This is a genomic window from Rummeliibacillus stabekisii (genome assembly GCF_007988965.1).
Taxonomy (GTDB): Bacteria; Bacillota; Bacilli; order Bacillales_A; family Planococcaceae; genus Rummeliibacillus; species Rummeliibacillus stabekisii.
Genome location: NZ_BJVD01000001.1, coordinates 1,155,298 through 1,169,987 on the forward strand (window position 1 = coordinate 1,155,298; position 14,690 = coordinate 1,169,987).

General features: G+C 38.5%; 12 protein-coding genes. 7 read left to right on the top strand and 5 right to left on the bottom strand.

Annotation, left to right across the window (positions count from 1 at the left end):
- Window positions 1-6: 6 nt before the first annotated feature.
- Window positions 7-678 (bottom strand): FadR/GntR family transcriptional regulator, encoded by a 672-nt coding sequence (locus RST01_RS05740; protein ID WP_147194970.1) that lies wholly within the window; start codon window positions 676-678, stop codon window positions 7-9.
- Window positions 656-1,372, bottom strand: coding sequence for a FadR/GntR family transcriptional regulator (locus RST01_RS05745; RefSeq protein WP_147194974.1), 717 nt, complete (start codon window positions 1,370-1,372; stop codon window positions 656-658). Before RST01_RS05745 ends, RST01_RS05740 begins: the two co-directional genes overlap by 23 nt.
- Before the next feature lie 193 nt (window positions 1,373-1,565).
- Here RST01_RS05745 and RST01_RS05750 point away from each other — a divergent pair, with 193 nt between their 5' ends.
- The 4 genes from RST01_RS05750 (at window position 1,566) to RST01_RS05765 (ending at window position 6,524) form a co-directional block, all read left to right on the top strand.
- The gene (locus RST01_RS05750; protein WP_147194977.1) at window positions 1,566-2,435 is read left to right on the top strand and encodes an N-acetylneuraminate lyase; all 870 of its coding nucleotides are present in this window, start codon (window positions 1,566-1,568) and stop codon (window positions 2,433-2,435) included.
- A 92-nt stretch (window positions 2,436-2,527) separates the two neighbouring features.
- Complete coding sequence (locus RST01_RS05755; RefSeq protein WP_147194980.1) at window positions 2,528-4,069, top strand: sodium:solute symporter family protein; 1,542 nt, start codon at window positions 2,528-2,530, stop codon at window positions 4,067-4,069.
- A 232-nt stretch (window positions 4,070-4,301) separates the two neighbouring features.
- Window positions 4,302-5,420, top strand: a complete 1,119-nt coding sequence (locus RST01_RS16120) for a C39 family peptidase (protein WP_147194982.1) — start codon at window positions 4,302-4,304, stop codon at window positions 5,418-5,420.
- 48 nt (window positions 5,421-5,468) lie between these two features.
- Window positions 5,469-6,524 (top strand): DUF5776 domain-containing protein, encoded by a 1,056-nt coding sequence (locus RST01_RS05765; RefSeq protein WP_147194985.1) that lies wholly within the window; start codon window positions 5,469-5,471, stop codon window positions 6,522-6,524.
- A 183-nt stretch (window positions 6,525-6,707) separates the two neighbouring features.
- On the opposite strand, the gene RST01_RS05770 is transcribed toward RST01_RS05765, so the two are convergent.
- The gene (locus tag RST01_RS05770) at window positions 6,708-7,571 is read right to left on the bottom strand and encodes a pentapeptide repeat-containing protein (RefSeq protein ID WP_147194986.1); all 864 of its coding nucleotides are present in this window, start codon (window positions 7,569-7,571) and stop codon (window positions 6,708-6,710) included.
- 183 nt (window positions 7,572-7,754) lie between these two features.
- Here RST01_RS05770 and RST01_RS05775 point away from each other — a divergent pair, with 183 nt between their 5' ends.
- The 3 genes from RST01_RS05775 to RST01_RS05785 all read left to right on the top strand — a co-directional run bounded on the left by RST01_RS05775 (window position 7,755) and on the right by RST01_RS05785 (window position 12,028).
- Complete coding sequence (locus tag RST01_RS05775) at window positions 7,755-9,104, top strand: uracil/xanthine transporter (RefSeq protein WP_244946645.1); 1,350 nt, start codon at window positions 7,755-7,757, stop codon at window positions 9,102-9,104.
- 82 nt (window positions 9,105-9,186) lie between these two features.
- Complete coding sequence (gene ggt / locus RST01_RS05780) at window positions 9,187-10,818, top strand: gamma-glutamyltransferase (RefSeq protein WP_147194988.1); 1,632 nt, start codon at window positions 9,187-9,189, stop codon at window positions 10,816-10,818.
- 46 nt (window positions 10,819-10,864) lie between these two features.
- Window positions 10,865-12,028, top strand: coding sequence for an oxalate decarboxylase family bicupin (locus RST01_RS05785; protein WP_147194990.1), 1,164 nt, complete (start codon window positions 10,865-10,867; stop codon window positions 12,026-12,028).
- 137 nt (window positions 12,029-12,165) lie between these two features.
- On the opposite strand, the gene RST01_RS05790 is transcribed toward RST01_RS05785, so the two are convergent.
- Both RST01_RS05790 and RST01_RS05795 read right to left on the bottom strand, forming a co-directional pair.
- On the bottom strand, window positions 12,166-13,650 hold the full coding sequence (locus RST01_RS05790; RefSeq protein WP_147194993.1) for an FAD-dependent oxidoreductase: 1,485 nt from the start codon (window positions 13,648-13,650) through the stop codon (window positions 12,166-12,168).
- Between the two features lie 89 nt (window positions 13,651-13,739).
- Window positions 13,740-14,405, bottom strand: coding sequence for a YoaK family protein (locus RST01_RS05795; RefSeq protein WP_147194995.1), 666 nt, complete (start codon window positions 14,403-14,405; stop codon window positions 13,740-13,742).
- Window positions 14,406-14,690 lie beyond the last annotated feature (285 nt).

The window sequence follows — 14,690 nt, forward strand, 5'->3', positions numbered from 1 at the left end:
AGCCCCCTATGCACGTGTATTTTTCATGTGATTTGTCAAAAGCTTTTTGGCTCGTTCTGCGTCTCCCGCTAGCAAGGCTGCTACTATTTCCTGATGTTCCTTATTAATCGCCTGATATTCTTCATGTGTCAGCTGTACATGCTGCACTTGGAAAAAGTAGCTTGTAATCATGTTGGTCATTTGTATAAACAACTCATTGCCCGTTGCTTTCAAAAGCTCCTGATGGAAGGCAAGATCAGCATTTCTGAATTCTTCCGGGGTTGTAAGCTCTGCGCTATTATCCACCAATTCTTTTAGACGGTTTAATTCTTCCTTGCGATTTGCCTTCACAATTTCATCAATAGCACTTGATTCAAAAAGTGCTCTTAAGCCTACAATTTCTTTCATTTTGCCGCTATTGATTTGCCATAAGAAGAAAAAATTGTCCAATAAATTTTCAAAATTTGTTTCGTTTAAAAAAGCTCCATGTCCTTGGCGTACGGTAATGATTTCCGTATTTTCAAGAAAGCTCAATGCTTCTCTGACCACGGATCTGCTCACTCCAAATAACTCTGTGAATTTCCTTTCAGTTGGGAGCTGGTCGCCAGCTTTTAATTCATGATCAATAATATATTGTTTAATTTCTTGGATGATCATTTTCTTTAATGACTTTCTTTCAGATGATTGAATCGGCTCCATCTTCAGGTGTCTCCTTTAATTGTTGAACCAATTTAAAAATAGGTTCAAAATGCTTTTTCATTTTATTTTGCGCTTCATGTAGGTTTCCTGTTTCTATAGTTTCAATAATAGCTTTATGTTCTGCGTATGCCTGCAGCAGTTCCTCTTCTTTTTCTTTTACATCAATACAAACAAATGAAAAGTATTCGTTGATAATTTCACTAAATAAATAGTACGTACTATTATCAGTAGCTTTCATTAAAGCTTGGTGAAATAGTCGATCATACGGCTTAGGATCATCCTTTTCTAAGATCGCTTGATAGTATGATTCATTCAAGTTTGTTAATTCGGTTGTATCTGCGAGCGTATTATTTTCAATAATTAATCTTAGAGCACCCATTTCAACAATCTCTCGCGTTTCAATTAATTCTTTAAGCTTTATTCCGTACGTATCATAGTGAAATTTCAAGATATCTGTAATGGAATCAAGCTTTGGTTCTGCAATATATACTCCGCCACCTGATTTGATAGTCAATATACCAATGGTTTGGAGAGATATGAGTGCTTCTCTTACAACCGTTCTACTTACCTGAAGCTTGGCTACCAACTCTTTTTCAGATAGGAATCTATCATTCGGTTTGTATTCTTGGTCTTTGATATAATTTTTTATTCGATCAATTGCAAGGTCGACCAAAGATATCTTCTGGATAACCATCTTTCACCTTCTCCTCCTCTTTTTTTCTATCATAACGACTCTGATCTATAAGCTGCAACTATATGAAAACCCTTACAAAAAATATTGACTTTTCAATTTGAGCCTTTTATGATGGTACTAACTAAAAATTGGTCTGACAATATTATATATTTTGCGTATTGTTTTATCAATTAGTAAATAGGAGGAATGAGTAATGAAAGGTTTATTTTCTGCATTGCTTGTACCATTTGATGAAAATGGCCAAATAATTGAACAAGGTTTGCGTGATGTCGTAAGGTTTAACATTGATGTTCAACAAATTGATGGACTTTATGTAAATGGAAGTTCGGGAGAAAACTTCTTACTTTCCACAGAACAAAAGAAGCAGATTTTTCAAATCGTAAGCGATGAAAATAAAGGTAAAGTTAAATTAATTGCACAGGTTGGCTCGCTTAATCTTAATGAAGCAATTGAGCTTGGTAAATATGCAACAGAACTTGGATATGATAGCCTTTCTGCTGTCACGCCTTTCTATTACAAATTTACATTCCAAGAAATCAAAGCTTACTATGAAACAATTATTCGTGAAACTGGCAACGATATGATTATTTACGCTATTCCAGCGCTTACTGGTGTTTCAATGTCCATGGCTCAGTTTGATGAACTTTTCCAAAATGAAAAGATTATAGGTGTGAAATATACAGACGGTAACTTCTTCTTACTTGAACGTCTTAGAAAACAATATCCTAATAAACTTATTTACTCAGGGTTTGATGAAATGTTAATTTACGGAGCGATCAGCGGTGTCGACGGAGCAATCGGTAGCACCTATAACGTAAACGGAAAACAAGCAAAACAAATATGGGATTTATGCCAAAGCGGCAAAGTCGCAGAGGCCTACGAAGTACAACATAAAACCAATGATTTGATTGAAAAGATTTTAGAGCTTGGCTTGTATCAAACGTTAAAAGAAATACTGAACGTAAAAGGCATTCAAGCCGGCACCGTCAAACAGCCAATGTCTTCTCTGAATCCAGTAAAGAAAGATGCAGTAAAAGATCTTGTGGAAAAATTTGAACTCTAATTTTTAGCAATCTTTTAGTAGATTGCTACGGGCTAAATTGAAAGAATTTTGTATAAATAAAAAATGTTTTATTTATTGAAAGGGTGAGTTTGATGGAGAAAATTAGCTTTGGAACGGCCAATTGGGCGGTACTTGTTCTTTATTTGCTGGCTATGTTGGCGGTAGGGATTTATTTCACAAAGAGATCAAGCAAAAATACAGATGCTTTCTTTACAGCTAGCGGCAAAATTCCCGCATGGGCTGCCGGGTTTAGTATATATGCAACGACATTAAGTGCGATTACATATATGTCAACACCCGAACAGGCATTTTTATCTGACTGGTCCTATGCAGCCGGGAATCTCACGATTTTGGTGATTATTCCGGTCTTAATCTATTTTTATGTTCCTTTCTTCAGAAAATTAAATGTGACAACTGCCTATGAATATTTAGAAGCACGATTTGGGGTATCTCTTCGCTTTATTGGCAGCTTGTTATTCACACTGTTCCATATTGGACGCGTAGCCATCGTTATTTATTTGCCGACATTGGCTATCACACTTGTATCTGATATTAATCCGATTATTATCGCAACAGCTGTTGGAGGTTTATGTATCATCTATACATTCCTAGGTGGTATGGAAGGTGTTATTTGGAGTGATGTTATCCAAGGGATTATTCTATTGGGCGGAGCAATTTTGCTTGTCTTTTTAGGGATTCATGCGATTGACGGTGGCTTTTCTACGGTGATGCAAAACGCGATGGACCATGATAAATTAATCACGGCGAAAAACTTCCAATTCGGAGGTGCAGCTGCTGCCATTCCCATTATTTTCTTGGGCTCTATTTTTAATAATCTACATCAATATACGGCGAGCCAAGATGTGGTGCAGCGTTATCAAACCACGAGTTCCATTAAGGAAACCAATAAATCTCTATGGACAAACGGCATTTTAGCTTTGGTGACAATTCCTGTTTTCTTCGGTATGGGAACTGTGCTTTTTAGTTATTACAACAATGTCACTTCACTTCCCGAAGGCTTTAATACGTCTGCTCTTGTTCCTTACTTTATCGTTTCCAGTTTGCCGGCAGGCGTGGCAGGTCTTCTGATTGCTGCTATTTTTGCAGCTTGCCAATCAACTATTTCATCAAGCTTGAATAGTATTTCTGCTTGTGTAACAGTTGATTTTAAACAACGTTTCTTTGGAAAAGATGAGAAAAAAGATGTTTGGTTGGCTCGTATCATCGTCATCATAGCAGGCCTACTCGGTATGGCTGCAGCTCTTTATCTAATTTCAACTAATCGTGCAGAAACATGGAATCTCTTCCTAGCTATTACCGGATTGTTTGGTGTACCTATTGCCGGTATTTTCGCATTAGGTATATTTACAAAACGCGCAAATACACCAGGCGTGTTAATCGGCCTATTCCTAAGTGCAATTACAGCGTATTTTGTTCAAAAGACTAATTTAACGCCGTTTACAGTTAGTATCGTTTCATTCTGTTCTGCATATGTATATGGATATATCATTAGTCTACTATTCTCTCGATCAACAAAAGATACAACAGGTTTAACTATCTATACCAAAGATGAAGTTTATAAAAAACCCACTCAAGAAGCAGGAGTGGAGCCTTCAATCGAGAGCATCAGCTAAATATAACAAAAATAGCTTAACCTTTCGCTCCATGATTAGGTATTAAAATAATATAGTTAAATACGAAAGTTCGCTTATTTTTTAAGCGAACTTTTTTAAATAAATATAAAGAAAAAGGATTATAAGCTACATTCCATTTTTTAATTTTTTTGTAAATTCACTCATTAACCTATATACTTTTAGCATGAATGGGTAATACATTATAAATAAATTAACATTGGAGGGACTATAAATGAAGAATAATAGGAAGAAAATTGGCTTATCTACTATATTGGCTGCTTCGCTTCTATTTGCAGAGCCTTCTCTATATTCTGTTCATGCGGCAAATGAAACACCCAAGCTCCCAAAGGCAAATGAACTAAATCAGCAAAGAATCTTAAAACAGACACCAGCTATACACGAAGAAAATCAACGTGTCGATCAGTTGCTAGAGGACACACCAACCAGTGCTACAGAGGCTATTCCTAAAACCGATGATGAAAGCGACGGAGAGTTAAATAAACCAACCAATCCACAAACTCCTTCTGAAGAATCAGATGAAAGTAAAGAAGTTCCACAGACGAAACCACCGAAGGAAACACCTTTAAAGGCAAAACATTTTTACTATAAAAAGATAGATGAAAAAAAACAGAATTTCTATCTAAAAATCAAAACAGTGCAAAAGAAAAATTACCCTATCTATAAACATAATCCCTATAATGTAGACAAGAATTCCATGAAACCAAGCCACCGCAGCTTCAACTATAAGAGCAAGAAAATGTACATAAGCAGATCTGCTAAAGCTGGCGGAAAACTATGGTACAGAATTTCATATAAAGGCAAATTGTTAGGGTGGATTGAAGCAAATGGCTTAAGCGAATATTATAAAAACCTAAACGTAAAGGTCATTAATCAGCTTCCTGAGTTGCCAACTGGTTGTGAAATTACTGCCGTCACCATGATGCTCCAGTATAAAGGAGCCAAAGTGGATAAGATGAAAATGGCCAGGGAAATGCCAAGGACTAGTACATTAAACGGCAATCTAGGCTTCGTTGGTAGTCCCTATAGTAAAGCAGGTTGGTGGATCTTCCCTCCTGCATTGATGAAACTAGTCAAAAAATATGCCGGTTCCTCGGTTAACATGACAGGCAAATCGTTTACATCGATTAAAAAACAAATCAATCGTAATCACCCGGTAGTTGTATGGGTAGCGAATGTCGATGGTTTTGTAAATCACGCATTAACTGTAACAGGCTATGATAATTCAAGAGTTTATTTTAATGACCCTTGGACAGGTAAAAAAAGCAGCATGAAAATCAGTACATTTAAGAAACATTGGAAAGATGACAAATATCGGGCAATCAGCTATTAATGAAGAAATGCAAGTCTATTAATCTACTAGGAAAGTTGAGGCTCATATATGAAGCGAAAATGGATAATGGGTTTGATGGCAAGTATTCTCTTGCTCTCCCCTACGATTGGCAAGGAATCCACTGCACAGGCAAAAGAAGTATCAACGTTCTATAAGACCAATCCTGTGATTGTAAAGGTAATAGCAGGTACCTCCATGTATAAAGATGTTGAATTTAAAAAGAAAGTAAGCTTTCAAAAGAAAGGCACCTATTTGCATGTTAAGCGAATTGTCTCCTCTTCTAAAGGAACACCGCGCCTTCAATTGACGAATGGCAACTATTTTACCGCTCATAAACACTTTGTGGTAAAAACGAAGGGTTATCAAAATCCCAAGGCCTACTATCAAGTTCAATATAAACAAATCAAGCCAACAGGGAAAGTTGGCTATAATTTAAGTCGAGGCTACGAAGGCATCAAGACATGGAAAGTTATGAATAAACTTGGGATTATCGGACCCAACGGCTATGCTAAATATAACAATGCCACATATAATGCCGTGCGTAATTTCCAAGCCAAAAATCATCTGCCCGTTACAGGTAATGTGGATATAAAAACTTGGAAGAAATTAGGCTTCAGTGAAGCATCATGGTATAGCATTGACCAGTATATAGCACCGCTTAAAGCCTTTGCTTGGGATGGACGTAAAGAACATATCGAAGCGATGATTACACAAAGCTATAAATATTTAGGAAAACCCTATATCGTCGGTGCTTCCTCTTCACCAAGCTATGGACTAGATTGCAGTGGGCTTGTAACGCAAGGATTGTATGCGGGCGGGATTAACCCTGTCCCAGTATCAAGCATCCAACACGCACATCCTGGCAATGAGTGGAACAGCCGCAAACTGTTTGCTTCTTCGAAATTTAAAAAAGTAAGCTACAGCAAGCGGCAGCGCGGTGATTTAATCTTTTACTATGAGCCGGGTACACACACCATTTGGCATGTGGCAATCTATCTCGGCGACAACAAAGTAATCGAATCATGGCCACAAAAAGTCATGATTTCACCAGTTGTCAACGCACACTGTAACATAATTGCAGGTGTAAGACGTCCCTTTGTATAAGAGAAAGACCTTTGTTCATGAAGCTGAACAAAGGTCTATTTTAGTTGTCATCAATAAAAATGAACAAGTAAACATACATGCTTTTCAGCGCTTCCCTCAGAGAAACTGCAAGGTTTGATCAAACGCTAGCAGGTCATATTACCTGAAGATTAAAAATATAAAACAGACAGCGATAAGCTACCTTTACCAATGAGACGGTTTCTGTATATATATTGGCAAGCGGGTCATCTCATTTCCTTTTGCCGAATTGATTTGCATTTGAGTCAAAAATATACTAGTGGAAAGGTCAGCTCCATCCAAATTAACATCTCGTAAATCTGCACCTATGAAATTTACTTCTCTCAAATCTGTATTTCTCATATCTGAAGCAATCAAATAAGCGCCTCTAAAATCAGCAGCCCTTAAATCTTTTCCTTCCAGTTTCTTTCCGATCCAGTCGACTCTTGCATGATCCAAATCTTTTATATTTCGATTTCCAGGCAGTTTACTAATCGCTTTTTCTCTAACAAAGTTGCTTGCTATAGTTAGGAGCTCATTTAAAGAAAAACGGTACATTATCAAATCCAGGTCAAGTAAATCATCTGCAGCCAACTCGGTTAAATTCTGCAATTTCTTTAACTGTATTCTCAATTTATCTGCTATATCTTCCGGCAATTCATAAGACAGAGCTTCTGAAACATATGCAATCATTTCATGGAGCTGCTCCATAATTGGAAATACCTGAAACATCTTCTTCCCTATTTCAGGATTCCCTCGCCAACTTTGTCCCTTAAAAGTAACCTGAGAAACGACCTGACCAGCACCCAAGCAATCAAAAACTGTACATCCTTTGAAGCCTTTGTCTCTCAACTGGCTATGTATTTGGCAGCTGTAATTAGGTTGCAAATTCAGGCAGGGAGTTCCTGCCTGTTTATTAATTGAAAAATCGCTTGAAGCAACAATATTTAGAGCAGTACAACAGAGACCAAAACATTTTGTGCAATCTGCTTTCATTCCCTCTCTGATCCGACGAGCAGCTTCTTTGTCAATTATAGTAGTTTTAGACATTGTCATTTCTCACTTCCATCCCATCAATGGTCTATCACCTAAAATATAGCATATTATTGCATACATGTATTTACATTTCACGGCCTATATATCTAGATTTTAATAATAATAATAAACCTAATTTCGTTTTATTTTATTTTTTTAGGGAATCTTCTACTAACCTAAAAGATTGGAGGTTAGGTAATGGAACAAAATAAAAAAAAAGAAATGAAGAAGGAGTTTTCTGGCCTAAAGGAGCCATCTCAATGGATTGCAGGGATTGAGTGGTTTTTCTTTATTTTCGCCAATATTGTCATTATCCCATTAACAGTGGGAAAAGCATTTAAGCTTGGACAAGACAGTATTATTACCACATTGCAGTTATCCTTCTTAGTCACAGGAGCAGCTTGTTTATTGCAGGCTTTCATTGGCCATAAACGAGCCATTCTTGAAGGGCAATCAGGTTTATGGTGGGGCATGATTTTATCGATTGTCAGCATGGCCACTGCACAAGGAACTTCCCTTGGGGAACTAGGCGGCAGTTTAACAGTCGGGATTCTGATTTCTGCTGTTTTAAATATAGTCATCGGCCTTTTTGGTTGGGGGCCTGCTATTTCAAAGCTTTTCAAACCAGGTGTCATGGCTGTATTTATGCTATTGTTTGGCATTCAATTAATCCAAATCTTCCTAAAAGGCATGTTAGGCATACCGATGGGCAATGCGCCTGATGATGCGAAAATCAAATTATCCGTAGCAGTATTGACGCTTGTCATTGCAGCTATAATGATTTTTATCAATGTGAAGGCACCTGTTAAATACAGCAAGTATTCACTTCTCGGCGGGATTGTTGTCGGGTGGATTGCGTATGCACTTATTTTTGGACCAGAGCATTCTGTCAAAACTGATGCTTCCTTCAAGTTCCAACTGTTTAATTTGGGTAAACCAGCTTGGAATATCGGCATAATAGCGATGGCTGTTATTACCGGATTGATGAATTTGGCAAATACATTCGGTGCTTTAAAAGGAACAGAAAATTTATATGACGAAGAAACGAGCAAGAAGCAATACAAGCGCAGCCTTACAATTTCAGGCGTATTTTCTGGCTTGAGCGGGCTATTCGGACTAGTTCCTTATGCTCCATTTGTTTCTTCTATTGGTTTTTTAGAACAATCTGGAATCGTCAAACGCCTGCCTTTTGTGATAGGAAGTGTCCTATTTTTCATGATGGGATTGATACCGCCTGCAGCACATTTCTTTTCTAATATTCCGCTTAGCATTGGCAGTATGGTCCTCTTTGTTGCTTATTTACAGCTCTTAAATTCATCTATGGACTTCTTTAAGAAAATAGAGCTGAACAAGCAAAATGTCTATCGATCTGCTATTCCCCTTTTTTTAGCCGTCGTCATTATGATTATGCCTGACTCTTATTTTTCATCTCTTCCAAAGGTAGTACAGCCAATAGTCGGAAATGGCTTATTAATGGGCATATTGATCGCACTTATTTTAGAAAATACCGTGAAATGGAATCGTATTAAACCACCTTCTAAAAATTAATATGTTTTACCCATATGTAAAAGGGTATGCATAGTTATAGGGACGAAATTACCTATAAATTTTCTAATTTGGAGGTACTTAAATGGTTCAAAAATCCAGGGTATATGGTGAAGATATTGATCCTCGCTACGGCAACTCCTTTATATCTAACAAAAATGCAGTTGCCACTCCTAACGAACTTGCTTCAATGGCCGCAAACCAAATTCTTATCAAAGGTGGAAATGCCATTGATGCAATGGTTACAGCCAACTCAGTTCTAGGTGTTGTATTCCCTCATATGACAGGAGCGGGTGGCGATTCTTTTTGGTTAATTTATGATGCAAAAACAGGAAAACGTCACGCTTTAAATGCAACTGGGCACTCAGGAAAGAATGTCACGCGCGATCAATTCAATCGGGAAGACGGCATGGACATCCGCGGAGCTAAAGCAGTTACCACAGTACCAGGAGCTGTCAGCGGATGGATTGAAGCGCATGAGCGGTTTGGAAAGCTTCCATTAAAAGATTGTTTAGAGCCAGCGATTGATTACGCTTACAATGGATTTCCTGTTGGAGACTCTCTTGCTAAGTTCTCAGAAAGTGCTCTTACATTACTCCGCACATACCCATCGACAGCTAAGGTTTACCTCAAAGATGGTGTCGCTCCGTATATCAAAGGTGACATCCTTAAGAATCCTGATCTAGGAAAAACTCTCGAAAAAATAGCAGAACACGGTAAAGATGCCTTTTACAAAGGTGAAATAGCTGATATGGTTACAGCATTTTTACAAAAGAATGGCGGATTGCTAACAAAAGAAGACTTTGCTAATCACAAAGCAGAATGGGTAGAACCTGTTTCTGTAGAATACGGCGACCGCAAAGTCATTGCGCCGCCGCCCAATTCAGCTGGAATGGTCACACTCCAAATTCTTGGTATGATGGATCATTTAGATATCACAAGCTTAATCGGCCAAGAGGAAAAGTTTATTGACTACTTTACCCGCGCAACTGCTTTTTCATTTATGGACCGGGACCAATATTTAGATGACCCCGCATTCAATAAAGTTCCAACTGATATCTTACTAAGCAAAGAATACTTTGAAGAACGCGTTAAAAAAATGCATGATCCATCGCTTGGACCTCCGGAAAACGGATATGCCAAGAAAGGCGATACAACATTTAGTTGTGCAGTTGATGAAGAAGGCAATGCAGTTGGAGTCATCCAAAGCCTCTATTGGGAATGGGGCTCAGGTTTCGTCGCAGAAGGGACAGGCATGATGCTTCAAAACCGTGGTGCTTACTTCTCGCTTGATCCAAAAGCGCATAACACTTTAGAACCTAATAAACGCCCTGCCCATACGTTGACTTGTTCCATGGTGTTCAAAGACGACAAACCCGAGCTTGTTGTTGGAGCAATGGGCGGAGACGGCGAACCGCAGACACAAGCATTGATCATCATGCGAATATTAAACCAACATTATTCTGTACAAGAAGCAATTGATGCTCCTAGATGGCTTCTCGGCCGCACATGGGGAGAAGATATACGGGGTCTTCGTTTAGAAAGCCGTTATGATAAAAAAATCGCTGAAAAACTCGAGGAGCTAGGACATATCAATGTTTCTATGGTTGAGAATTTCAGTGACTTGATGGGACATGCACAAGCAATCCGCATATGGCCTGATCGCCTTGAATCTGGAGCAGATCCGCGAGCTGGCGGACTAGCAATTGGCAACTAACTCGTTTTTTGAAAAATCCAATCATATTGAAAGGAGAAATTCAAGAATGACTTTAAATAAACAAAATGAAAACACTAACCCACAACCAATGAGCGGTGAGCGCGGAGGAGAAATTTGGGGTGCCCAAAATCCGGAAATTGACCGTCAAAATCCAGATATATTAGTTCCTCCTACGACTGATAAAGGGACTATGCCAAACTTAAAATTCCCATATGCTTTATCACATATGCGTGTAGAATATGGCGGCTGGTCTCGTGAGGTAACAGTTCGCGAGATGCCTGCATCTACTACTATCGCTGGCGTTAATATGCATTTAGAGCCAGGAGGGGTACGTGAGCTTCATTGGCACAAAGAAGGCGAATGGTCTTACATGATTAAAGGAAAAGCAAGAATTACAGCTATCTCTCCTGATGGCCGTGAGTTTGTAGACGATGTAGAGGAAGGAGATTTGTGGTATTTCCCAAGAGGTGTTCCGCATTCTATCAAGGGTCTAAGCGAAGGAGCCGAATTCCTGCTCGCATTTGATGATGGTAGTTTCTCAGAGAATAGTACATTCTCAATCACAGATTGGTTCGCACACACACCTAAAGACGTCCTTGCTGCAAACTTTGGCGTTTCAGAAGAGGAATTCGATAATATTCCAAGCGGCGAAGTATACATGTATCAAGGAAAAGTACCAGGTCCCATTGCGCAAGATTTACCAGATGATGCAAATGAATTTGTTAAAAATCCTTATAGCTTTAAACTTCATGATGTTGAGCCAATTGTCACAAACGGCGGTAAAGTGTGGATTTCAGATTCAAATAACTTCCCAGCCTCTACTACAGTGGCAGCAGCTCTTGTTGAATTAGAACCGGGTGCTGTCCGTGAATTACATTGGCATCCAAACAATGATGAATGGCAGTACTATCTTGAAGGACAAGGCCGAATGACTGTGTTTGCCTCTGGCGGCAAAGCTCGGACATATGATTATCAAGCTGGTGATGTTGGTTATGTTCCATTTGCGATGGGACACTATGTCCAAAACACAGGAGATACTCCTCTCCGCTTCCTTGAAATCTTCAAAAGTGATCACTATGCAGATATCTCACTTAATCAATGGATGTCTCAAACACCAAAATCACTTCTAAAAGAACACTTACCTCTAAGCGATGAATTTATCAAAAATGCGTTGCATAGCGATAAACGTCCGAATGTAAAATTTAAATAATAACCATAGAGCCATGCAGATTTGTATCTGCATGGCTTTCGCTTACTTATTAATGTGATAGTGTAATACCTTCCCTCTTGATACACATAAAGAAAGCCCTAAATCATTCAAAAGATTTAGAGCTTTCTTTTCATATTTTAAAATGGGTTCACTCTCTTCAATGGTTCTTTTGCCGGTCCTGATATGACTTCTCCTTTTCCATCAAAGATAGAACCGTGGCATGGACAATCCCATGTATGGTCTCCATCATTCCATTTCACTTCACAGCCAAGATGCGTACAGGCTAAGTTCATAAAATGAACCTCGCCATTTGCATCCTTATACATCCCTGCTGGTTTTCCATCTACTTCAAACTTCTTCGCTTGCCCTTCCTTAAGTTCAGCTGCTTCATCTAAAATAGTTGGAGTTGATTTCTTCTCATGACCCTGTTGCTTTGGCAAACTACGATTTGGGTCATACAATGGCTGATATGGGTTTTCTTCTCCCATAATTAAATCGGTAATCAACTCTGCTCCCACTATACCAGTTGTCATACCCCATTCATTAAAGCCAGTCATAACGTAAATGGAATCAGTTCCTTTTTGCAACTTCCCTATGAAGGCACGTGAATCGGGTGTAAGATAACCATGTGCTGACCAATAGTCCAGCATTTCGGTTAAACCAAATTCTTTTTCTACTCTGTCTTTAATAGATTCATACCTTTCCACTGTAGATACATTATCGCCAGTTGGATGAGATTGACCACCGATAATTAAAACAGGCTCTCCCTCATAATACGCGGACCTAAAAGAAAGCTCCGGCCTATCATTACTTATATACATACCTTTCAAATTTCGATCCAGGTGAGCAAACGCGGTTAAATGTGTTGTAGAGGGTTTCATAGTTTTCGAATAAAATGACTCTGGATCTTCTGCGGGGAACAATGTAGCTAGGATCATATCATCACATATTACCTTGAATTGCGTATCAGTATTAAGAGTAAGACGATCACCGTCTCTTTCATAACCCATATATTTAGTGTGCTGATAAATATGGGCCCCCATGTCTTCCAATTCTCTTAAAATACCCTGCAGAAATTTAACCGGATGGAATTGTGCTTGATTCCTCATAACGAGTGCCCCTTTTATATCAAAAGAAATAGGAATGTCATCGACCATCTCTCCATCTATCCCTAATTTTCGGTAAGCAATTTCCTCACTTTCTAATTGCTCTAGAGAACTTTCTTTTTGTGAGAAGACGTACGCATCTGTTCTTTCAAAATCACAATCAATCCCATATTCCTTTACAAGTGACTCGGCTATATCGATAGCTTTTGAGTTAGCTTCATAATATAGTCTCGCTAACTCTTCTCCGCTTTGTTTAATTAGTTTATTGTAAACAAGCTCATGCTGAGCTGACAGCTTTGCAGTCGTACCTCCAGTTGTTCCGCTAATTAATTCTCTTGATTCCAATAGTGCTACCTTCTTGCCTTTCTTTGCTAAAAAGTAAGATGCCAAAATACCTGAAATTCCTCCACCTACAACAGCCACATCCACTTCGACCGTGTTGGCCAGCTTTGTGTAACTTAGCCCTTTGGCTGACATGCGCCAAAAGGAACGATTTTCGCCAATTAATTTATTCAATACAAAATCCTCCTATACTGGATATTTAAACCTTATATACTTCTACCTTTACTGGTAAAAAGTAAACATCCAAATAGGAGGATTGTCCCTTATTCTTTTACAAAAAACATGCTGACAATGGACAAGCAAACAAGATAGAAAGCAAACCATAAGCTATAGGTAGCGTGCCATTGCACAACTAGCGTCCCAATGCCTACCCCGAAGATAAACATCACAATAACGGTCAATTGATTGAGAAAATCGCTTTTTGCCTTCTTCTCTTTATTGAATAGAATACGATATAAGCTGTTCATTAAATTTTTCGCATTGCCTGTCATAATTCCATTGTTCACTTGTGTATCTCTAATTTTCCGGAACATTGTTAATTCATAGCCTGATAAAATTCCAAGTAATACGCCCATCACACGCGTATCTAATTGAAGCTGATATATAGCTAGCAACAATAGTAGAGCAGCCTGGAAATAGAGAAACAATCGATATTTGAGCATTCTCAGCTCCGCAAACTTCACAAGAAAAATCTCTCCTAAGAAAACACCTAGCGCGAATCCGAAGAACACAATGATATTACGGACAGCTTGCCGCCATTCTCCAGAAAACAGCTTCACGGCAAATGTCACCATATTCCCTGTCTGAGCACTCGCAAACACGTGGTTTTGTGCCATAAAAGTATATGCATCAATAAATCCCATCAAAAATGCTGCAATGATTGTCAAAAGTGTAATAACTCGATTGGATGACTTTTGTTTCTCTGACATAAGATCTTCTCCTATTAATAGGGTTTTATATTTCAAGCTTAAAAGTATGTATGATTACCCATTACCCTCAACACTATAAAAGTATTCGAAAACATTGTAAACCACTCTGCCTCGTTCAATCTACCATTCATTTCCTCGTTCCAGATAATACCTTTCGCACTGTTCTTCTATTTCGTATCATGTGACTTTCAACTTCCATTAGGAGGTGTAGTAGATTCCAGATATTGTTTAATAGTTATTTGATTTGATAGTAAATCGTGAATATTAACTTTACCTAGATTAATT

Bases quoted from the DNA above. Each gene is read 5' to 3' on its own strand.
- RST01_RS05740 (WP_147194970.1), bottom strand. From the start codon at position 678: ATGGAGCCGATTCAATCATCTGAAAGAAAGTCATTAAAGAAAATGATC.
- RST01_RS05745 (WP_147194974.1), bottom strand. From the start codon at position 1,372: ATGGTTATCCAGAAGATATCTTTGGTCGACCTTGCAATTGATCGAATA.
- RST01_RS05750 (WP_147194977.1), top strand. From the start codon at position 1,566: ATGAAAGGTTTATTTTCTGCATTGCTTGTACCATTTGATGAAAATGGC.
- RST01_RS05755 (WP_147194980.1), top strand. From the start codon at position 2,528: ATGGAGAAAATTAGCTTTGGAACGGCCAATTGGGCGGTACTTGTTCTT.
- RST01_RS16120 (WP_147194982.1), top strand. From the start codon at position 4,302: ATGAAGAATAATAGGAAGAAAATTGGCTTATCTACTATATTGGCTGCT.
- RST01_RS05765 (WP_147194985.1), top strand. From the start codon at position 5,469: ATGAAGCGAAAATGGATAATGGGTTTGATGGCAAGTATTCTCTTGCTC.
- RST01_RS05770 (WP_147194986.1), bottom strand. From the start codon at position 7,571: ATGTCTAAAACTACTATAATTGACAAAGAAGCTGCTCGTCGGATCAGA.
- RST01_RS05775 (WP_244946645.1), top strand. From the start codon at position 7,755: ATGGAACAAAATAAAAAAAAAGAAATGAAGAAGGAGTTTTCTGGCCTA.
- ggt (WP_147194988.1), top strand. From the start codon at position 9,187: ATGGTTCAAAAATCCAGGGTATATGGTGAAGATATTGATCCTCGCTAC.
- RST01_RS05785 (WP_147194990.1), top strand. From the start codon at position 10,865: ATGACTTTAAATAAACAAAATGAAAACACTAACCCACAACCAATGAGC.
- RST01_RS05795 (WP_147194995.1), bottom strand. From the start codon at position 14,405: ATGTCAGAGAAACAAAAGTCATCCAATCGAGTTATTACACTTTTGACA.